Source organism: Timonella senegalensis JC301, assembly GCF_000312125.1.
GTDB lineage: Bacteria > Actinomycetota > Actinomycetes > Actinomycetales > Cellulomonadaceae > Timonella > Timonella senegalensis.
Window position 1 is genome coordinate 871,079 of the sequence record NZ_HE978641.1, and the last position, 20,251, is coordinate 891,329.

Here is a 20,251-nt window from a genome sequence, read left to right on the forward strand (position 1 = left end):
TGGAGGCGGGCCTAGCTGGTGGTTGCCAGGCCCCAGTCTTGGGCGGGAGATCGGACTCCGACATGACATCAGAACCCGGTCCCTCGCTCGAGGGTTATCTCAATAGTAAGTACGGTTTACTTACAAACAAGCCCGCAGACGGGTTTGTTACCGGAAAGTAATTTTACTGAGCAAGTAGTTACCGTTTCGTTACCAAATGTTTTGGCCCTAAATCACCTGTAATCGGGCATTTTCTCGGTCACCCCGTTCGAAAGTGTTAACTGGGCCACCTGAAAATTCACCTAGGAATTTTTAGTTGTGAACATCGGGGTGAGCTGTCGAGCCGCTGAATAAAGGGTGTGAAACAGGTAATCCGCACAAACCTGACTGCCGGAGTTTGTGCCCAGCGCCCCGCTCCGAAGTCGTCTCCAGTGTCACCCACTCGCCAATATCGCGTAAATAGTTGAGATCAGACCGTTGTAAAAGAAACGGGTTGATAACGGTTGTAAGTACAGGGAGTTCTCAGACTTCACGCGGTGATTGCAAACCGCCGGACCTCGACACTGAGCCTTCACGGGGTAGTGAAGGGGCTGGAGGTCATGCGGACTGAAGATGATGAAGGTAGCCAGCCAAGATCGTCGTGAAGCATTCTGGTCGATGTTTGAAGAGATAACTGATGTATGAATGGCGGTCATACATCGGTTAAGCCGCCATACATTGGCGCGGCAGTGACGAGTTCGGGACTGTGTGGGAGAAGTGCTAGTGGGGGGAAGCCTGGGAAAGAGACGCCAAGGGGCCAGTTCACGAAAGTGAACTGGCCCCTTGGGGTTGTCTGGTGCTGGGTCAGCAGCCGGTGCTGGGTCAGTAGCCGGTGCTGGATGAGCAGCCGGTGCTGGGTCAGCAGCCGCTGCTGGATGAGCAGCCCGTGTTGGGTCAGCGCTCTGTACTTAGGGTCGAGCGCAAGACTCCACTACTTCTTAGGCGGGAACCTCGCTTCGCTTCGGTTCCCACCACGAAGTAGTTCCGTCAGCGCTCTGTACTTAGTGTCGAGCGCAAGACTCCACTTTTCTCCGCCAACTCTCTCGCTTCGCTCCAGAGCTAGCTACGAAAAGTTCCGTCAGCGCTCGACGTCCCCGCGAATGAAGGCCTCCAACTGCGCACGACCCTCATTGTCCTCCATCTGCACAGGTGGGGACTTCATGAAGTAGGTCGAAGCGGAGAGGATTGGGCCACCAATGCCACGGTCCTTAGCGATCTTTGCCGCACGGATAGCGTCGATGATGATACCGGCCGAGTTAGGGGAGTCCCAGACCTCAAGCTTGTACTCAAGGTTCAGAGGAACCTCACCGAACGCGCGACCCTCAAGGCGGACGTAAGCCCACTTGCGGTCGTCAAGCCAAGCAACGTAGTCCGAAGGACCGATGTGGACGTTACGGTCTTCCTTCTTGCCGGCAAGAGGGCCGTCGTGAAGGTTGGAGGTAACAGCCTGGGTCTTCGAGATCTTCTTGGACTCAAGGCGCTCACGCTCGAGCATGTTCTTGAAGTCCATGTTTCCACCAACGTTGAGCTGGTAGGTGCGGTCAAGGATGACGCCGCGGTCCTCGAAGAGGCGTGCAAGCACACGGTGGGTGATGGTTGCGCCAACCTGGGACTTGATGTCGTCACCAACGATAGGAACACCAGCAGCCTCGAACTTTGCGGCCCACTCAGGGTCCGAAGCAATGAAGACTGGAAGAGCGTTCACAAAGCCAACGCCAGCGTCGATAGCGCACTGTGCGTAGAACTTGTCGGCTTCCTCAGATCCAACTGGGAGGTAGGAAACCAGGATGTCGACCTTGCGCTCCTTGAGCACAGCAACAACATCAACAGGCTCAGCTGCGGACTCGTCGATGGTCATGGAGTAGTACTTGCCGAGGCCATCAAGGGTTGGGCCGCGCTGAACGGTAACTCCAGTTGGAGGAATGTCAGCAATCTTGATGGTGTTGTTTTCGGAGGCGCGAGTTGCGTCTGCGAGGTCAACGCCGACCTTCTTAGCGTCAACGTCAAACGCCGCTACGAATTCTAGGTCTGAGACGTGGTAGTCACCGAACTGAACGTGCATCAGTCCTGGAACCTTGTCATGTGCGTCAGCGTTCTTGTAGTACTCCACACCCTGGATAAGGGAAGTTGCGCAGTTACCTACACCAACGATGGCGACGCGGATGGAAGACATCCTCGCTCCTTGCAGTTAGTGCCCATTGGGGCAATTGTCATTCGGAATCTTGTGCAGACGACGAGTTGCCCGAGTGATCGGAGGAGCGGGAGCTGCCCCCAACATCTCGAGCACGACGACGGTCGCGTTCTGTATTAATCAGTCCATCGAGCCAGCGAACTTCTTGTTCCACTTGCTCTAGACCGTGTCGTTGCAACTCGAGTGTGTATTCGTCGAGCCGCTCGCGGGTGCGCGAGTTGGACTCTCGCACAGTCTCTAGACGCTCATTCAGACGAGACCTTCGCCCCTCAAGGATGCGGATCCTTGTTTCGGCATCAGTCTGACCAAAGAACGCGAATCGAACGTCAAAGCTCTCGTCCTCCCAAGCCGCCGGACCCGAGGTGGAAAGCGCCTCGTGAAAATAGTCCTTGCCATCGGCAGTGAGCTCGTAAACGATGCGGGCGCGCTTGCCTGACAGTGCGTGCGGAAGTGCCTCGGAAGTGTCGCGGCCTGCGATAAGACCGCGTGCCTCCAGCGACTTCAGAGCGGGGTAGAGCGAACCGTAGGACAAGGCTCGGAACGAGCCAAGTACCAAGTTGAGTCTCTTCCTCAGTTCATAGCCGTGAAGAGGGGAGTCGTTGAGCAATCCGAGGATCGCGGTTTCAAGTACAGAGGACTTGCTACGCATGCTCTCGCTCCCTTCTACACACCAGGCTTTGATATTCGATGTATCGAATCGATACATCGCAACAATATGTTGAACAGGTCCTCCGTGCAACCAAAACCGCGAGAAATCCGGAAAATTTAGTTGTGAAGAAGACGCGGAAAGCTGGGGAGACCTTGCGGGGACCGACTGATTTTTCTCACTGTTTCCTCCATCGGCTACCGTCGCACACTAAAGTCAGGGTGTGGAGTTCTGCCCCGAGGGCGGCTCCAGATCATGCACATGAAATGGAAAGGTCAGCTGTGGCGCGGTCCAACAACGGGCGATTGACTCAGGTCAGTAGGCCAAAGAAGCGTCGACTTATCGACTATCCCCGCTACGGGAAGCGCGGCATCCGCCGCTGGATCCCGTCGTGGCGCTTCGTGCTTGGCACCTTCCTCACATTCTTTGCGCTGGGCGTCGGCGTGTTCATCGCCGCGTACAACAGCGTGACTGTGCCTGATGACGCCTCGTCGATTGCAATGCAGCAGACCACCACCGTGTACTACGCGGACGGCAAGCGCGTGCTCGGCGAGTTCTCTCAGGTGGACCGCAAGATCATTGACACCACCGCGATTCCGGAACACGTGGGACAGGCTGTGGTAGCTGCCGAGGACCGCACGTTCTACAAGAACTCCGGAATTGATGTGAAGGGTATGGCACGCGCGCTGTACATCAACATCACCCAGGGCAAACGGCAGGGTGGCTCGACCATCACACAGCAGTTCGCTGAGCGCTACTACATGGGCACGAACACCTCCTACGCGGGCAAGATCAAGGAGACCCTCCTTGCGCTCAAGCTCGGCCAGGAGAAGGACAAGGCCCAAGTGCTCGACGGCTACATGAACACCATTTACTTTGGTCGCGGAGCGTTCGGGATTGAGATGGCCGCGCAGCGCTACTTCGGCGTTCCCGCATCCAAGCTCACGGTCGAGCAGGCTGCATTGATCGCTGGCGTCATTCCTTCGCCGACTAACTGGGACCCCCAGAACAACCCGGAGAAGGCTGAGAGCCGCTGGAATTACGTGCTGGACGGCATGGTTTCGCTCGGGTTCATCACCCAGGCGGATCGCGCAAACATGGAGTTCCCCGAGACCATCGAGTACGACAAGACCAATCGCTACCAGGGCGTCAAGGGTTACCTACTTGATGGCGTGCGGAAGGAAGTCCTGAGCAAGGTCGACAACATGACCGAGGATGATCTCGATACCGGTGGCTACAAGATCATTTCCACCTTCGACTACGCAGCCCAGAAGGACCTCCAGGCAGCAATGAAGACGATGCCTGATGGCGCGTCCAAGAACCTGCGCGCCGCTGGCGTCACGATCGACCCCAAGACTGGTGGCGTGGTGGCGATGTATGGAGGCAAGGACTACCTCAAGCAGCAGTTCAACAACGCTACGCAGGGATCCGCCCAGGCGGGATCCACCTTCAAGCCAATCACGCTACTCGCCGCTCTCGAGCAGGGTTACTCGCTCGACTCGTACTACAACGGCAATAACGGCCGTACGTTCGATGACAACGGCACGGAATGGAAGCCGAACAACTTTGGCATGGTCAACTGGGGTTGGATTAGCCTCACCAAGGCCATCGCGAACTCCGTAAACAGCGTGTTTGTTGAACTCAACCAGCAGGTCACTCCGCAGGCCACAGTGGACGCAGCCGTTTCGATCGGTATCCCTAAGAGCACGCCAGACCTCAACCCTGTCCTATCAAACGTTCTCGGAAGTGCGACGGTCCGTCCAATTGACCTCGCCAACGCGTACGCAACCTTTGCCGCCAACGGCAAGCGCCACGACGCCCACATGGTCGCCAAGGTGAAGAACGCTGACGGATCGACGCGTTATGAGCCGAACATCAAGGGCAAGAAGGCATATGACGCGGCCGTTGGTGCGGAGCTGACCTACGCCCTCTCCCAGGTCGTCGAACAGGGTTCGGCCACCAAAGCCAAGGTCATCGGCCACCCGCTCGCAGGCAAGACCGGAACCTCGAACGACAACAAGTCCGCGTGGTTCGTTGGCTACACCCCGAGCTACGCCACAGCGATCGCCCTCTACCAGTCGAGTGACTCGGGTAGCCAGGAGTCGATCACACCGTTTGGCGGATACAACGAGATCACGGGTGGTTCCGTGCCGCTCGACATCTGGACCACCTACATGGGCCGGCTCCTATCTGACAAGCCCGTGGAGCAGTTCCCAGATCGTACGTACCAGCCCACGATGAAGCCGACCCCGACGCCGACCCCAACACAAACGGCCACGGAGGAGCCCACGGAGGAGCCCACCACAGAGGAGCCTACCGAGGAGCCCACCACGGAGGAGCCAACGGCTCCACCGACCACCCCGGAGCCCACTGAGCCGCCCGTAACTCAGGAGCCAACGGATCCACCAACCACGGAGGAGCCGACCATTCCACCGGTCGATCCGCCAACAGGTCCAACGGATAAACCCAAGCCGCCCGGAGGCGGCGGCGGAAACTCTGGTGGCGCCGGTGGCGGTGCCACCGACAAGCCAACAGGCTGATTAACGACGATAGAGCGAGTTCCAGCAGGAACTCGCTCTATCGTCGTTAATAAAGAAATAAATGTGAAGTGAGCCGACATCTGTGGATAACACTGGTCGCACACTGCAATGTCAGAGTAAACTTCTAGACTGCTGTGTATCCGCTTCCGGACGACTGTCCGGAAGCCACTCAGCAAGCATGAACCCTCTTGTCACGGAACGACCGTGACCGTTAAGACCATAGGAGGTGGGTAACCATGCGTAGTTACGAACTGATGATGATTCTCTCCCCAGAGATCGACGAGCGTGCACTCGCTGCAACCATCGAAAAGCTTGTTGCCGTTGTTCCAGCTGAAGGCGGAACCATCGACAACACCGACATCTGGGGCCGTCGTCGTATGGCTTACGAGATCGCAAAGAAGTCCGAGGGCATCTACGCGGTCATCAACTTCACTGCTACTCCTGCAACGTCGAAGGAACTCGAGCGTCAGCTCGGACTCAACGAGTCCGTTCTCCGCATCAAGGTCCTGCGCAACGCAGCCTGATTTTCGCTGAGCCCAACTGAAGTTCATACAAGCTAAAAACAAGGAGAAACAATGGCTGGTGACACCGTCATTACGGTAGTGGGAAACCTTACTGGAGACCCAGAGCTTCGCTTCACCGCATCCGGTGTAGCAGTAGCGAGCTTCACCATTGCATCGACTCCTCGCACGTTCGACCGCCAGGCAAACGAGTGGAAGGACGGCGAAGCGCTGTTCCTCCGTTGCTCGATCTGGCGCGAGGCTGCTGAGAACGTCGCCGAGTCCCTGACAAAGGGCATGCGCGTTGTCGCACAGGGTCGCCTTGTTCAGCGTTCGTTTGAAACTCGCGAGGGCGAAAAGCGTAGCGTCATCGAACTGCAGGTTGAGGAAATTGGTCCTTCCCTGCGGTACGCATCAGCCAAGGTCACCCGTAACGCCCGTGGCGGCGGAAACGGTGGAGGCTTCGGCGGCAACTCTGGTGGTGGCAACAGCGGCGGATTTGGCGGAGGAAACTCCGGCGGATTCAGCGGTGGCAACAACCAGGGTGGCAGCGGATTTGGCGCTAGTTCAGGTGTTCGGAACGAAGACCCATGGGCAACCGCGGGTCCAGCGCAAGGCGGCGGATTCGCCGACGAGCCACCGTTCTAACCAACTTAAGTAGATACTTGGCCCGGAAAACCCCGGGCATCCTGTGAAGGAGAATCACAATGGCAAAGCCAGTTGTGCGTAAGCCAAAGAAGAAGTCCAACCCACTGAAGTCCGCCAAGATCGAGGCAATCGACTACAAGGACACCGCGCTCCTGCGTAAGTTCATTTCCGACCGTGGAAAGATCCGCGCACGCCGCGTAACCGGTGTTTCCGTACAGGAACAGCGCCAGATTGCTCGTGCAGTTAAGAACGCACGCGAGATGGCTCTTCTTCCTTACTCGTCGTCCGCACGCTGATAGGGAGAACTTTCAATGGCAAAGCTCATTCTTACCCACGAAGTACACCGTCTCGGCGAGCCAGGCGACGTTGTTGAGGTCAAGGACGGTTACGCACGTAACTACCTGATCCCACGCAGCCTTGCTACCCCTTGGACCAAGGGCGCAGAGGCACAGATCGAGGCAATCCGCCGCGCACGCAAGTCGCGCGAGATTGCTAACCTCGACGAGGCTCGCGCACTGCGCGACACCCTTCAGTCGAAGACCTTCACCATCTCTGCAACTGCAGGCAAGGGTGGACGTCTCTTCGGTTCCATCTCGCCCGCAGACATTGCTGCTGCAGTTGAGGCTGAGGGCCTGAAGATCGACCGTCGTAAGGTTCAGATCCCAGCTCCAATCAAGGCAACCGGCACTCACAACGTGATTGCTCGTCTGCACCCTGAGGTTGACGCAAAGATCAAGGTTGTCGTTTCCGCTTCCTGATTTCATGCCATGAAGTCTGGGGCGCCTAGCGTGCTCCAGGTTGACGGCGAATCGGCGTAGAACGCAATCAACACAAGGGCCCTCCCACTCGTTTGAGTGGGAGGGTCCTTGTGCGTTGCCCGTGCTGCCGTGCCCGTGACTTCCAGATTGCATGACCTTTCCTCGCATCGAACGGATCAATAATCATCCGTTCGATGCGAGGAATGCGAGGGTGGAGGCAGGGGCGGGGCAGAGGCAGGGGCGGGGGAGTGGTGTGCCTAGACGGCGGACCAACCTCCATCCGAGGGGAGAAGTGCGCCGGACACGTTGGATGCGTCATCCGAGAGCAGGTACACAATCGACGAGGCAACGGACTCGGCGGAGCCAATTGCCGGGAGGACGGCCATCGCCCGGCGGATTCGACGGGCCGCGAGCTCGGACGCGAACGAGGCCTCGATGCCGGTGGCGGTCGGACCAGGGGCGACCATGTTGACGCGAATGCCAGAGTCTCCGTACAGGAACGCAGTGGACTTGGTGAGTCCTGCTACCGCGTGCTTGGAGGCCGTGTAGGCGGTTCCGGCTGCGGAGCCGCGCAGAGATGCCTCGGAGCCGACGTTCACGATCGATCCGTAGCCTGCCTCAAGCATGGCGGGGATGACAGCCTTCATGAGTTTCATGGGGCCCGTGACGTTAATCCGGAACACGCGGTCCCACAGGTCCTGCTCGACCTCGTGGACGGGCTGCATCTTGTCCATGATGCCTGCGACATTGGCCAAGCCGTGGATGGCGGGTCCAGCAGCCTCAAGGATGCGTGCGATCGAGGCGTCATCGCTTACGTCTCCGGCGACGGTCTCTACGGCGTGGCCCTCGAGTTCAGCCTTGAGGGTCTCGAGCCCCGCCTCGGTGATGTCCGTGGCGATGACACGCCCGCCCTCGCGGGCAATGCGGCTCGCGGTTGCGCGCCCAATGCCCGAGGCTGCGCCAGTGACGATGATGGTCTTTCCCTCGAACCTGCCCTGAGACAGATACTCCTTGAACGCGAAGGGGACTGGGGCGGGCTCGGCTGGCTTTTCGGGGGCCGGAGGAGCATCCTCGGGCACGATTCCTGCCTCGACCTGGGCGATGAGGTGATCGACTACCTCCATGGGCATCGCGCCCTTGCTCATCTCGACAAGCTTGGCCAGTGGGAGGCCGCGTACCGGGGCGAGCGATGACTCGTCTGTCCCACCCTTCGCTAAAAGCGCGCGAAGGTTCGGCCCACCAACGGGGTGTTCGAGCCATTCGCCGACGGTGGACTGAGCGGAGAGCGTGGTTGGTGCCATGAGAAACTCCTATCCGAGAACTCTGCGGACAGCGTTGTCCGTTTCTCAATCAAACCACCACTCGTCCCCCGGGGCCACGGGCCAAAGTCCCGCCCCTGCGCTTCCTGCCACTTCCCAACGAGAGTATTCCTGAGCCCACTCTCGACGTCGAGAGTGGGCTCAGGAATACTCTCGTTGGTTTTTTGGGGGGAGCTACATTGCGTGGTCGGTCCACGCCTCCGAGCGCAGACGCACACCGTTGGACACCGCACGGGCACCCGTGTAGACGAGCCCAAACGCGACCCACAGCCAGACTAGTCCCGCGGCCCCGGAGGGGGCGAAGAAGTAGACGAGCGCGGCCACAGGAAGGTACACCGCCACGTTGATGACACCAACCTTGGCCAAGTATGGGCCGTCACCTGCCCCCATGAGGACGCCGTCCAGGATGAACACCCAGCCCGCTATCGGCATGAAAACTGCCGCGGCAATCAGGCCAACGATGATGGCGTGACGGACGGCAGGATCGTCGGAAAATAGGGGAGCAATCAGAGGCGAAGCCGCTGCCATGACCAGTCCGAGGACCACCCCGGCGCCCACGCCCCACTGCAGGACGCGGCGCAGCACGGCGGAGGTGGCGGCTTTGTCGCGTGCACCAACTGCGTGCCCCACGAGGGCCTGCGCGGCGATTGCGAGGGCATCGAGCCCGAAGGCCGCAAAGTTCCACAGGGAGTTGACCACCTGGTGTCCGGCGAGCGCCACCGCACCCAAGTGGGTGCCCACGAACACGGTGGCGAGGATGGCCACGCGCAGGGAGATCGTGCGGATAAACAGGGGCGCGCCGGACTTGGCGTTGGAGAGGATCCCATGGATCGCGGGGCGGATGGAGACGCCCTCCGAGCGCGTCCGTGCAACGACCACGACGGAAAGCACAACTCCCATGCCGATTTGTGCGATCGCGGTACCAAGCCCCGAACCGGCGATCCCCATTCCAGCGCCGTAGACCAGCGTGAAGCTGAGGATCGTGTTCGCGATGGCTCCGGCGGTTGCCACGATGAGTGGAGTCTTGGTGTCTTGGAAGCCGCGCAGCACGCCCGTGGACGCCATGACGAGGAGCATTCCAGGCAGTCCCGGCACCGACCAGCGCAGGTAGCTGGTGGCATGCGTGAGGACCTCGTCGGAGGCGCCGAGTGCGCCCAGGACATACGGCGCCGCAAGCCCGAAGCCCACGGCGAGGAGGACTCCGAGTCCCAGCGCGAGCCACATGCCGTCGACGCCGGAGCGCAGCGCCTCTGCGCGGCGCCCTGCGCCGAGGAGCCTGCTTACCGACGATGTAGTTGCGTATGCGAGAAAAACGCACAGTCCCACGATGGTCATGAGAAGTGTCGAGGCCACCGAGAGCCCGGCCAGTTCGGGAGTGCCGAGTCGGCCGACGATCGCGGAGTCGATGAGGATGAACAGCGGTTCGGCGATGAGTGCGCCGAGGGAGGGGATGGCGAGCGCGAGGATCTGGCGGTCGTATCCACGTCTTGTTTGGTTGCTGTCCACTTGTTGGTCTTTCTATGGGTGAAGCTCGGAGTTCCTCGTCTAACCTACCTATCCACAGAGATATTGGCTAAATATGGCGGATGATGGACAGGTGTTGCGGAGTTAACAACAGGTATCCACAGTTATCCCCATTCTTGTCCACAACTGTGGATGGCGTGTTTATGCGATCGCGCACAGTTATCCCCAGGGGTGTGCAAAAACCTGTGGATGAGGATTCATGGGATGTAGAAAACTCACTCTTGCATGTTTAGGTTGGGTGAGTGTAAAGCGACTAACCTTCATATGGTGGCCCCTCATCTTGGAGGGGTCGAGTCTGCGCCACTCGCGGCCCATGCGTGCCCACACCAGGCCCGTGCAAGGCCATACCCGGCCCGAGCACGGCCTGTGCACAGCCAGAGTGAAGCCGGAGCAACACCGGAGTGTGAAAGGTAAGGCATGTCGATCGAGCCAATGGAACCGCCCTATGCGCCAGAGCCACGCGATAACGAGCGGAAGTTCGACCGGACACCCCCGCAGGACATCGCAGCCGAGCAGTCAGTCCTCGGTGGAATGCTCATGTCCAAGGATGCGATCGCGGACGTCATCTCCCAGATCAAGGCCCACGACTTTTACAAGCCCGCCCACGAGACCATCTTTGACGCGATCATCGATCTGTACGGGCATGGCGAGCCAGCCGACGCGATCACCGTGGTGGCCGAGCTCAACAAGCGCGGAGAGCTGAGCCGCATCGGCGGTGCCCCGTACATCCACGACCTCATCGCCGTGGTGCCCACCGCGGCCAACGCAGGCTACTACGCACGCATTGTTCGCGAGCGTTCCATCATGCGACGCCTCGTTGAGGCGGGGACCCGAATTGTTCAGCTTGGATACGCCACGGACGGCGCGGACGTTGACGAGGTTGTCAACAATGCGCAGGCCGAGGTCTACAACGTCACCGAGAACCAGCAGTCGGAAGACTACGTGGTTATTGGTGACTTCATCTCGGACGCAATCGACGAGATCGAGGCCGCCCAGAACCGCACCGAGGGTATGGTCGGCGTTCCCACTGGGTTCGCGGACTTCGACCGTCTCACCAACGGTTTGCACCCTGGACAGATGATCGTCATCGCGGCCCGACCAGCAATGGGAAAGTCCACGCTCGGCATCGACTTTGTACGCTCGGCGGCCATCAAGCACGGCCAAACTGCTGTTGTGTTCTCACTTGAGATGAGCCGTAACGAGATCGCGATGCGTGTGATTGCCGCCGAGGCGCGCATCCACATGCAGAAGCTCCGTAACGGTGACATGGACGAGTCCGACTGGCAGCGCCTCGCCGCGGCACAGACCAAGATGCAGGACGCGCCGCTCTTCATAGATGACTCCCCGAACATGTCCCTCATGGAGATCCGGGCTAAGTGCCGCCGGCTCAAGCAACGCCATGACCTCAAGCTCGTGGTCATCGACTACCTCCAGCTCATGAGCTCGGGTAAGCGCGTGGAGTCCCGTCAGCAGGAAGTCTCTGAGTTCTCCCGTGCGCTCAAGCTGTTGGCCAAGGAGCTAGAAGTTCCGGTCATCGCGATTTCGCAGCTGAACCGTGGACCGGAGCAGCGTACGGATAAGCGCCCGGCGATCTCCGACCTCCGTGAGTCCGGTTCGATTGAGCAGGACGCGGACATGGTGGTTCTGGTGCACCGCCCGGATGCCTACGAAAAGGAACACCCTCGTGCGGGCGAGGCAGACCTGATTGTGGCCAAGCACCGTAACGGTCCTACCGCAGATATCACGGTTGCTTTCCAAGGCCACTACTCGCGTTTTGTCGACATGCAGCAGTAGTAGGGCGATTTGCCACAGTAGTGCATGGGGTGATCGGCACGTGCTGATCTCCCCGTGTAGTTTGCCGCCTAAGACACGGGTCACACGTCCTACCAGTGGCCCCAAAAAACAACTAAGGTCTTCACCATGACTTCTCCTGATCACGCTGGATCCTCCGGCGCCGCAGACGCAGTGCAGCGCGCGGTTGAGGCTCTCAAAGAATCGCACGGCATTGCTGAGGGCAATACCGTGGAGGCCCTCAAGCAGGCTCGCACGTTCTTTAGTTCCCAGCAGGCGTACCCGCAGGCAGCAACCTGCGCACTCAACCTTGGCGACCTGTTTTGGAGCCAAGGTAACGCTGACACCGCCACCTCCTACTACGAGACCGCCCGCGACGAGTTCGACATTGCCGGCATGCCGCACGAGGTTGCCAGCGCAAACATGAACCTCGCGATGGTGCGGTGGAGCACAGGTGACCTGTCCGCTGCCCGCGCCCTGTACCTTGACGCACTCGCGTACTACGAGTCCACGGGCTCGCCCAAGGAGGCAGTCTCGGCCAAGCTCTCACTGGCTGGCGTCCACGAGGCCCTCGAGGAGTTTGACTTCGCGCTCGCCGCATACAAGGACGCGCTTGAGTACTACCTCGAATCAGGCAATGAGCGCCGCATCGGACAATGCCGCTTGGGCATTGGCCGCGTCCTGCTGAACGGCAACCACTACGAAGAGGCCGAGCCGTACTTCCTCGCCGCAAGTGAGGGCTTCAAGTCTCGCAAGCAGCAGCATCAGTTCGGCGAATGCATGGTAGCGCTCGCGGACATCTACCACGCACTCGAACGCAACGAGGATGCCCGTCGTGCCTTCGAAGAGGCACGCAACGTCTTCGCCATCACGGCTTAGGCGCACTTTCGCGCACAAAATTATCGACGATTGACCCGGCTTGGTAGGACCGAGCCAGGTCAATCGTCGATAAGTGGGTCAGGTCCCAGCGGGACCGGGAAATCCGGGCACGTAGCCGTGGGAGAATAGGCCGTATGAGCGGTGGATTAAGGCGCGGAGTCGCCAAGCTGGGCTGGAAGATGAGCAAGTGGGAGCACAAGTCGATTGTGGTCCCGGAGCCAGGTAAGCCCGGCATTCTGATTGGTGCGCCCCACACGTCCAACTGGGACTTCATTTTGATGCTGGGGATCGCGTGGGATCTGGGCGTGAAGGTCCGGTTCCTGGGCAAGGACTCGCTGTTCAAGTTCCCGCTGGGAATCCTGATGCGCGCACTTGGCGGTATCCCTGTGGATCGGAAGCGTCCCTACGGCCTGGTGGAGGACCTGATCAAGCAGGCGGAAGGCGACGATGCGTTCCTGCTCGTGATCACGCCGGAGGGCACTCGTGGTGCGGGCAAGTACTGGAAGTCGGGCTTCTACCGCATTGCCCAGCAGACGGGGCTTCCCGTGACGCTGGGATACGTGGACAAGACCACTATGACCACGGGCCTGGGCATGACGTTCGAGGTGACGGGTGACGTCCACAAGGACATGGACATTGTCCGAGAGTTCTACAAGGACAAGGCCGGCTACAAGCCGGAACTGCGCACGGAGCCCCGTCTGCGCGAGGAAGATCGCGAGCCGCGTCCTGAGGGTGCGTAGGAGCTTAGGCGGTTTCGCAGTCGGCGTCATCCTCGGTGCAGGTACCGGGAAGGCGAGCTGAGCCAAGGCGTTCGCGAACTGCGGTGGTGATCTCTGCGAGCTGGGTTACCTGCTCCTCGGTGAGGGCGTCGAAGACGATCTCGCGAACCTTGGTCACGTGGCTTGGTGCGCTGGCGACGATCTTTTCCCAGCCGGCCTCGGTCAGGTGCGCGTTGGTGTGGCGCTTGTCGTGGTCGGAGCGGGTGCGGGTGACAAAGCCTGCAACCTCAAGGCGCTTGACCACGTGGGACAGTCGGGACAACGAGCCGGAGGTGAGCCCCGCGAGTTCCCCCATGCCGAGCGTGCGGTTGCGCGTTTCCGAGAGCATGGCGAGCACCATGTACTCGTAGAAGCTCAGGTTGGTCTCGCGCTGAAGGTCGGAGTCTAGGGTTGATGGCAGCCGGAACAGAAGGTCAGCAAGGGAAACCCACGCGCGGTTTTCGGCGGAGTTGAGCCACTGTACATCTTCTGTCGTCGAGTCTGTCATGCTGACAATTCTACCAGATTTGCTTGAATCTTCAAGTAAGTGAGGTGGGTTACCTACGAACCGCGGTTGGCCTCGTGTACCTTGATGGCAATCTGCACACGGTTTTCCACGCCAAACTTGGTAAAGATCCGGGAGATGTGGGTCTTCACGGTGGGAACAGACATGTACAGTTCCGCGGAGATCTCAGAGTTGGACAGCCCTCGGCCGATTGCCTGGGCAACCTCATACTCTCGCTCCGTTAGTCGACCCGCCAGTTCCATAGCTTCGCGTTGGGCAGTGTCATCCGGGTGCTCTTGCGTAATCTTTGCCACGAGTTGGGCCGTCACGGTGGGGGAAAGCGTGGTCTTGCCGGCAGCCGCAAGTGTCACCGAGCGCACGAGCTCCTGGGGGCTCGTGTCCTTGAGGAGGAATCCCCGAGCACCCACCCGCAGCGCCTTCACAATGAACTCGTCGGTGTCGAACGTGGTCAGCACAATCACGTTCGCGCTGGAGTGGGAGCGCAAGATCTCCGCGGTCGCGGCAAGGCCGTCGAGTTCCGGCATGCGGATGTCCATGAGCGCCACATCGGGCTTAACCTCGTTGAACAGGGTGACACCCTCGCGACCATTCCCCGCCTCGCCGACAACCTCGATCTCAGGGTGACCACCAAGGATCAGGCGCAGTCCCGCACGGACGAGGGCATCGTCGTCAATCAAGATCAGACGGATGGGTGCGCTAGCACCCTCAACGGTAGTCACTATTTGTCATCCTTTTCAATCCAAGGGAACTCGGCAAACACAAAGAACAGCCCGCCAATCTTGCCGCTCGAGAGCATTCCTCCTGATGAGCGTACGCGCTCTGCCATACCAACCAGGCCAAGTCCGGAGCCGGGGACGGCCGGCACCTCGTTCTCGTTGGTGGGTAGGGCATTCGCGACCTCGAGGGTCAGCGGTCCGTCGGTGGGGCGGTACATCGAGACGGACACCGTCTCCGCAGGCGCGTGTTTGCGGGCGTTTGTCAGGCATTCCTGCAGCACGCGGTACACGTTACGGCTGGTGGCATCGAGCAGGTTGTCCAGCTGATCCGCGAGCTCGGGCGTGACGTTCAGGGTGATGGAGGCGCCCGCGGCTTGGGCGTCTCCAATCAGGCTGTTGATCATGGTCAGCGTGGGCTGCGGCGCGTCGGGCGGGCCGTCCATGTCTAGCGAATTGGGATCGCGTAGAACACCAAGCACCTGTCGAAGTTCGGAGAGAGCCTGGTGGGAGTTGTCCCGGATGAGCTGGGCGGTCTCCCGGACCTGCTCCGGCGTGAGGTCCGTGCGGTAGGCAAGGGCACCGGAGTGGAGCGACACCAGAGAGATGCGGTGGGCGAGGACGTCATGCATCTCGCGCGCAATGCGGGCTCGCTCGGCCACGCGGGCCTCCTGTTCACGGGCCTCTCGGGTCTCCTGCAAGAACATGAGCTGGGAGCGCTGGTTGGCCAGTGTCTCGCGGCGAGAGCCGATGGCAACACCAATCGCCAGTGCAACTCCGACCAGCCCAGTGGTTGAGGAGAGTACACCGAGCAAACTGGAACTGAGGCCGGGGAGGTAGGTCCCGAAGTAGTACTGCTCGACCGCCAGCGCCGAGACGATCCACAGCAGGGAGATTGGCACGATCTCGCGCCACTGACGGCGGGCCGCCACCGATATGAGCGTGATCATGTTGGCGATCGAACCGAACGCGGTCAGGCTCGCCGTCAGTGCACTGATGGTCCCCGCTGTACGCGGGAACTTGCGGCGCAAACCCATGCACACGAACGCAATGATTCCGGCGATTACGTCCACGGTAATGAAGATCGCCATGGCCCGGTCGTCCAGCCGGACGAATCCCGGAATCTCCTCGGAGGAGTCGCTGACGTGCAGGCCGATGATCATGAATGAGGCGAACACGCCGATCACTAGCGCAAGCGTCCATCGCCAGACATGCCCCCACACAGTGAGCGGTGCGGGCTTGATGATAGGTGGGGACATCGCTGAACGCAGCCGCGCAGCGGCGTTCTGCAGGAAGTTCAGCGGTTGGTAATGCGGGGGCATGATCCAAGCCTACGTCCGGGTGCAGTGGCCCCGGATCAGCCTTTCGCACAATTGATTACTAGCGATTCTGCTTGAGCATCGGCCAAAAGTCGGGTTCCAGCGTGGAGACTAGCCCTGTTGGCGAACCAGCGCATTGAGCAGTCGCGAGGTGATTGAGTCGGCCTCATCGAGAAGCGTGATCAGGCGTTCAAGGTCCTCAGTGGAGATCTGCTGGAGGATGGCGTCGAGCGCTCGGAACTGGACCGCTTCGGCTTGGCTGAGCGCAGCCTCACCAGCGTGCGTGAGCGTGACCTCGATGATGCGGGAGCCTTGCCGCTCATCAATCGAGACCAGACCCTTTTCCTCGAGCTTTTCCACGGTTACCTGCACCGCTGCAACGTCCATGCCGATCTGCTTGCCAATGTGGCGAGGGTGCGTGACACCCCTAGACAGCGCCTGCAGCACCAAGTGCTGGCTGGTTTTGATGGACGTGAACTGTTCGAGGCCGTGGTTGAGCCCGTCCAGTACGAGGCGGATGCGCTCGAAGCGCTCGATGAAGGCCGCAGTGGTGGCCGAATCGTTGACGGGGACGGAAGCTATTTCTTGCCGTGCCACGGCAACGAGGTCCTTTTCTGGAAGGAGCCGGAGTTCAGTGCTCTCGCTGGTGTGGGCGGTGCCTGGCGTGTGTGACGTGTGGGCGGAGCTGCTCACGTTCAGTACCTTCGTCTCGTCATATTGGTGTGGTCAAGTGCGTGCACTGGACCCTTCGTGCGCCGGTCCCTCGGCGCTTATGGTTCGATCTTCTCGGTCGATGTCCAGTGCGAGGCAGCTGACGCAGGTTCTATTAAGTACCAACATATGGTCCACCTGAAAAGTTCCATCCGCAACCGTTCATGGCCTAGGTTTGAGGCATGGAAAGCACGTCTGCACACACCGCCCGCCAAGATGCCGCTACCCCGTTCGGGGAGGTTGCTAGACCGCTGGATTGCTTCACGCTTGAAGAGCTCCGGACGCGCACCTCCGTCAAGTGGTCTTTCTATCCGCAGGACGTGCTGCCCGCGTGGGTGGCTGAGATGGATGCGACCACGGTTCCTGCGGTCACCGAGGTTGTTGGACAGATGTTGACCGCTGGAGACACCGGTTATCCCGGTGCAGCAGATCCCGCAGTGGCGGTCGATCTCCTGGCCCCCGTTGACTACCGCAAACTCCCTCGCTACCAGGACGCTTATGTCGACTTTGCGCGCAGGCACTGGGGCGTCGAGGTTAATCCCAACGCGATCGCGCTCATGCCAGACGTCATGCAGGGCATCGGGCACGCGGTGGCGCTACTTGGCCTGAAGCGCATCGCGATCACGACCCCCGTCTACCCGCCGTTCCGCGCCTTCCCTGCGGCCTCCGGTGCCCAAGTCATCGAGGCGGGAATGACCAGCGAGGGACGGCTCGACTTTGACGAGTTGGAACGCGTGTTTAAGGACGCGGACGGCTTCCTCCTGTGCAACCCGCACAATCCTTCCGGCGTGGCCCACACGCGTGAAGAACTGACTCGGGTCTTCGAACTGGCCAACACCCACGGCATCCGCGTCATCGTGGACGAGATCCACGCGCCGCTCACCTCGCCGGCTGCTGAGGTAGAACGCGGCGCCGACCCATTTACCCCGACCCTGTCCGTACCGGGCAGCGAGGGCGCGATCGTGCTGTTCTCGGCCGCAAAAGGGTTCAACCTCGCGGGCTTCAAGTCGGCTCTCATGGTTGGAGGGGCGGACGCCGCCCAGTTCGTCGCAGAGATCCCCGAGCTCATTACGCACGGCGCCGGCACACTCTCGCTCGCCGCGCACACGGCCGCGCTGGTTTACGGTGATGACTGGCTCGAACAAGTCCGCGCCGACATCGACGACCGCCGCTCACAGTTCATTGAGGGGTTGGACCGGATTGCCCCGGAGGCGTGGGTTCAGCCCGCCGAGGCCACGTACTTTGCCTGGGTCGACTTCTCCCGAGTCCCCGGCCCGGACGGTGAACCACTCGGCGAGGACCCTGGCGCGTTCCTGCTGGAGCACGCCAAAGTAGCGTTCAACCCGGGGCTGAGTTTTGGCGCGGGTGGTGAGGGGTTCGTACGCGTCAACCTCGCGACCTCGCGCGAGGCCATCGCCGAGATCCTGCGCCGGATCGCCACGGCCCTCGGCCGCTAGCCGCAAGGCCGCTCAGGTGCCCTCTACGCTGGTTGCTAGTCGCGCGCGAGTGGCGTCACCGACCGCGTGACCGTGAACTTCCGGTCCTGCGCCACGGTGCTCGTGCGACCCACAGTGCGGCGCAGCACGCCTTGATACGGCAGCGGCGTGTTGAACACCGTCCACAGTTCCCCGCCCGGCCGCAGAACCCTGCGGGCCTGCTCGAACATGCGCTCGGCCACGTCCGTATCCAGCGACGTTCCGGTGTGGAATGGCGGGTTGCACACAACCACGTCGGCGCTCGCAGTGGGTAGCCCTGTCAGGGCGTCGTCCTGATTCACGACGATATTGGCAGCTAGCCCGTTTGCCTGCGCCGTGGCGGTGGCTGAGAAGGCGGCGGCGCGCGAGACGTCCACTGCTGTTACGCGGGCATCTGGGCGGGCCTTGGCTACGGCCGCCGCGAGCACTCCGTTGCCGCAGCCGGAGTCCACAAAGTCGATAGCCTCAGGAAACACCTCTAGAAGCTCGCCGAGCTCGCGCAGCAGCGCCCTCGTGCCAATGTCTAGCCTCGTGCCCGCGAACACACCACCGTGTGCCACGAGGTCGAGATCGACCTCGGCGTTGTAGACGGTGCGAGGCCACGTGCCTGCTCCCGCGTGGACGGGCGAGAGCGCGCCATGGTCTGCGGCCTTTGGAGCGCTGGCGATCAGCGCGCGCGACTTGAACCTGCCGAGCGAGGCGCTGACGCTCGAGAAGTAACGGCCCAGTACATCGTTCTGGGTGGGCGTCATGTGCTTAGTACGCGCGGCCCCAATGAATACCGCGTGCTGGCTAAGCGCACCCGCAGCAGCCTGCGCGAGCTCATCCAAGGCGTCCAGCGACTTGGGCAAGCGCACGAGCACGAGGTCTGCCTCTGCGAACAGGTCGCTTGGATAGAGGCTCGACGAGCAAGCTGACGACTCGGTGGCGATAACCGCCTTTGACGAGGCAACGGCGCGCTGGTCAACCAGCGAATCGTTGTGCGCAACCAAGGTGGCGGAGGGGAAGAGGTGACCAAGATCGTCGAAAATCTGGGGCGCTTCAGCGTCCACCACCACGATCCGGCGGACAGAGTCCGCCACTGCCTCCTCAGCCTGCGCCAGCAGGAGGCGGTCCACCCCATCGAGGGTAGGAGCGGAATCGGACGCGGAGGAAGCCGCCAACTTGGATTGCAGAGCCATGAATCCAGTGTCCCCGATCCCGGCGACACGCCGCGACCACTGACCAACACGATCGGCGTGACACCCGCCACGCAAGGTAGTAAACACGCCAATTGTGGCTCCGGAAAGCGGCTAAAAAGGGCAAAATGAACGCGATTGGGGGAGATTACGCTCTGAGCACTTACTAATTTCAAGATTTTCCCGCAAAACCGCGAGAAATGGCCCCGCGCACGCCAAAACTTCCCTTAGTCTTATGCTGGTAAGCCCGCCGAACGGCTGGGCAAGGTACGTCTGAGGGTCGTCATTACTCCCAGACCGAAGAAGGGAAGTTCATGGCTCTGAACCGCTCCGAACTCGTTTCGGCAATTGCCTCTAAGTCCGGCCTCACCAAGACCGACGCAGACGCAGCACTCTCCGCATTCCAGGAAGTTCTCATCGAGCAGCTCGGTGCAGGCGAGGCAGTAAAGGTCACCGGTCTGTTCTCCGCAGAGCGCGTAGAGCGTAAGGCACGCACCGGCCGCAACCCACGCACCGGTGAAGAGATCGAGATCCCAGCAGGCTTCGGCGTGAAGATCTCCGCTGGAAGCCTCCTCAAGAAGGCTGTTGCTAAGTGATTTTTCCCCTCACAGGGAACTAACTAGCTTCGCTAATAACAAGGCCGTCCGCACTCACTGAGCGCGGGCGGCCTTGTTGTGTTTGTGGGGGGGTGTGCGGGGCTGTGCGGACGGCCCTGTTGTGTTCGTGGGGCAGCGCCCACCCACTCTTTCTATCGAGA

Annotated in this window: 19 protein-coding genes; 10 read left to right on the plus strand and 9 right to left on the minus strand. The window is 60.7% G+C overall.

The window, feature by feature from the left end; translation table 11 throughout:
• Positions 1–1,096: 1,096 nt before the first annotated feature.
• A complete protein-coding gene (locus HGSM_RS03705; RefSeq protein ID WP_019147394.1) occupies positions 1,097–2,191 on the minus strand; it encodes an inositol-3-phosphate synthase in 1,095 nt (364 codons plus the stop codon).
• 37 nt (positions 2,192–2,228) lie between these two features.
• Positions 2,229–2,858 (minus strand): PadR family transcriptional regulator, encoded by a 630-nt coding sequence (locus tag HGSM_RS03710; protein ID WP_019147395.1) that lies wholly within the window; start codon positions 2,856–2,858, stop codon positions 2,229–2,231.
• Positions 2,859–3,121: 263 nt separating this feature from the next.
• Between HGSM_RS03710 and HGSM_RS03715 the strand changes: the two genes are divergently transcribed.
• From HGSM_RS03715 to rplI, 5 genes are all read left to right on the plus strand, one after another.
• Positions 3,122–5,395 carry a transglycosylase domain-containing protein gene (locus tag HGSM_RS03715; protein ID WP_230197476.1) on the plus strand — a complete coding sequence of 758 codons (2,274 nt, stop codon included), beginning with the start codon at positions 3,122–3,124 and terminating at the stop codon, positions 5,393–5,395.
• A gap of 236 nt (positions 5,396–5,631) precedes the next feature.
• Positions 5,632–5,919, plus strand: coding sequence for a 30S ribosomal protein S6 (gene rpsF, locus HGSM_RS03720; RefSeq protein ID WP_019147397.1), 288 nt, complete (start codon positions 5,632–5,634; stop codon positions 5,917–5,919).
• Between the two features lie 51 nt (positions 5,920–5,970).
• Positions 5,971–6,543, plus strand: a complete 573-nt coding sequence (locus HGSM_RS03725) for a single-stranded DNA-binding protein (protein WP_019147398.1) — start codon at positions 5,971–5,973, stop codon at positions 6,541–6,543.
• Between the two features lie 59 nt (positions 6,544–6,602).
• Complete coding sequence (gene rpsR / locus HGSM_RS03730; protein WP_019147399.1) at positions 6,603–6,839, plus strand: 30S ribosomal protein S18; 237 nt, start codon at positions 6,603–6,605, stop codon at positions 6,837–6,839.
• Positions 6,840–6,854: 15 nt separating this feature from the next.
• Positions 6,855–7,301 carry a 50S ribosomal protein L9 gene (gene rplI, locus HGSM_RS03735; RefSeq protein ID WP_019147400.1) on the plus strand — a complete coding sequence of 149 codons (447 nt, stop codon included), beginning with the start codon at positions 6,855–6,857 and terminating at the stop codon, positions 7,299–7,301.
• Between the two features lie 257 nt (positions 7,302–7,558).
• Here rplI and HGSM_RS03740 read toward each other — a convergent pair whose 3' ends face one another.
• Positions 7,559–8,602: an SDR family NAD(P)-dependent oxidoreductase gene (locus tag HGSM_RS03740; protein ID WP_019147401.1), complete on the minus strand. Its 1,044-nt coding sequence runs from the start codon at positions 8,600–8,602 to the stop codon at positions 7,559–7,561.
• Positions 8,603–8,794: 192 nt separating this feature from the next.
• Positions 8,795–10,126, minus strand: a complete 1,332-nt coding sequence (locus HGSM_RS03745) for an MATE family efflux transporter (RefSeq protein ID WP_019147402.1) — start codon at positions 10,124–10,126, stop codon at positions 8,795–8,797.
• Positions 10,127–10,561: 435 nt separating this feature from the next.
• Between HGSM_RS03745 and dnaB the strand changes: the two genes are divergently transcribed.
• From dnaB to HGSM_RS03760, 3 genes are all read left to right on the plus strand, one after another.
• Positions 10,562–11,938, plus strand: coding sequence for a replicative DNA helicase (gene dnaB / locus HGSM_RS03750; RefSeq protein WP_019147403.1), 1,377 nt, complete (start codon positions 10,562–10,564; stop codon positions 11,936–11,938).
• Between the two features lie 126 nt (positions 11,939–12,064).
• Positions 12,065–12,814 (plus strand): tetratricopeptide repeat protein, encoded by a 750-nt coding sequence (locus tag HGSM_RS13580; RefSeq protein ID WP_020693876.1) that lies wholly within the window; start codon positions 12,065–12,067, stop codon positions 12,812–12,814.
• A gap of 134 nt (positions 12,815–12,948) precedes the next feature.
• Complete coding sequence (locus HGSM_RS03760; RefSeq protein ID WP_040594292.1) at positions 12,949–13,554, plus strand: 1-acyl-sn-glycerol-3-phosphate acyltransferase; 606 nt, start codon at positions 12,949–12,951, stop codon at positions 13,552–13,554.
• A gap of 4 nt (positions 13,555–13,558) precedes the next feature.
• On the opposite strand, the gene HGSM_RS03765 is transcribed toward HGSM_RS03760, so the two are convergent.
• The 4 genes from HGSM_RS03765 to HGSM_RS03780 all read right to left on the minus strand — a co-directional run bounded on the left by HGSM_RS03765 (position 13,559) and on the right by HGSM_RS03780 (position 16,823).
• Positions 13,559–14,080 (minus strand): MarR family winged helix-turn-helix transcriptional regulator, encoded by a 522-nt coding sequence (locus HGSM_RS03765; protein ID WP_019147407.1) that lies wholly within the window; start codon positions 14,078–14,080, stop codon positions 13,559–13,561.
• 53 nt (positions 14,081–14,133) lie between these two features.
• Positions 14,134–14,817 (minus strand): response regulator, encoded by a 684-nt coding sequence (locus HGSM_RS03770; protein WP_019147408.1) that lies wholly within the window; start codon positions 14,815–14,817, stop codon positions 14,134–14,136.
• Entirely contained in the window at positions 14,817–16,133 is a 1,317-nt protein-coding gene (locus HGSM_RS03775; protein WP_019147409.1) for a sensor histidine kinase, read from the minus strand. Before HGSM_RS03775 ends, HGSM_RS03770 begins: the two co-directional genes overlap by 1 nt.
• Positions 16,134–16,241: 108 nt before the next feature.
• Positions 16,242–16,823: a MarR family winged helix-turn-helix transcriptional regulator gene (locus tag HGSM_RS03780; RefSeq protein WP_019147410.1), complete on the minus strand. Its 582-nt coding sequence runs from the start codon at positions 16,821–16,823 to the stop codon at positions 16,242–16,244.
• A 200-nt stretch (positions 16,824–17,023) separates the two neighbouring features.
• Here HGSM_RS03780 and HGSM_RS03785 point away from each other — a divergent pair, with 200 nt between their 5' ends.
• Positions 17,024–18,298, plus strand: a complete 1,275-nt coding sequence (locus HGSM_RS03785; RefSeq protein ID WP_019147411.1) for a MalY/PatB family protein — start codon at positions 17,024–17,026, stop codon at positions 18,296–18,298.
• 35 nt (positions 18,299–18,333) lie between these two features.
• On the opposite strand, the gene HGSM_RS03790 is transcribed toward HGSM_RS03785, so the two are convergent.
• Positions 18,334–19,497: a class I SAM-dependent methyltransferase gene (locus HGSM_RS03790; protein ID WP_019147412.1), complete on the minus strand. Its 1,164-nt coding sequence runs from the start codon at positions 19,495–19,497 to the stop codon at positions 18,334–18,336.
• Positions 19,498–19,808: 311 nt separating this feature from the next.
• Between HGSM_RS03790 and HGSM_RS03795 the strand changes: the two genes are divergently transcribed.
• Positions 19,809–20,090: an HU family DNA-binding protein gene (locus HGSM_RS03795; RefSeq protein ID WP_019147413.1), complete on the plus strand. Its 282-nt coding sequence runs from the start codon at positions 19,809–19,811 to the stop codon at positions 20,088–20,090.
• Positions 20,091–20,251 lie beyond the last annotated feature (161 nt).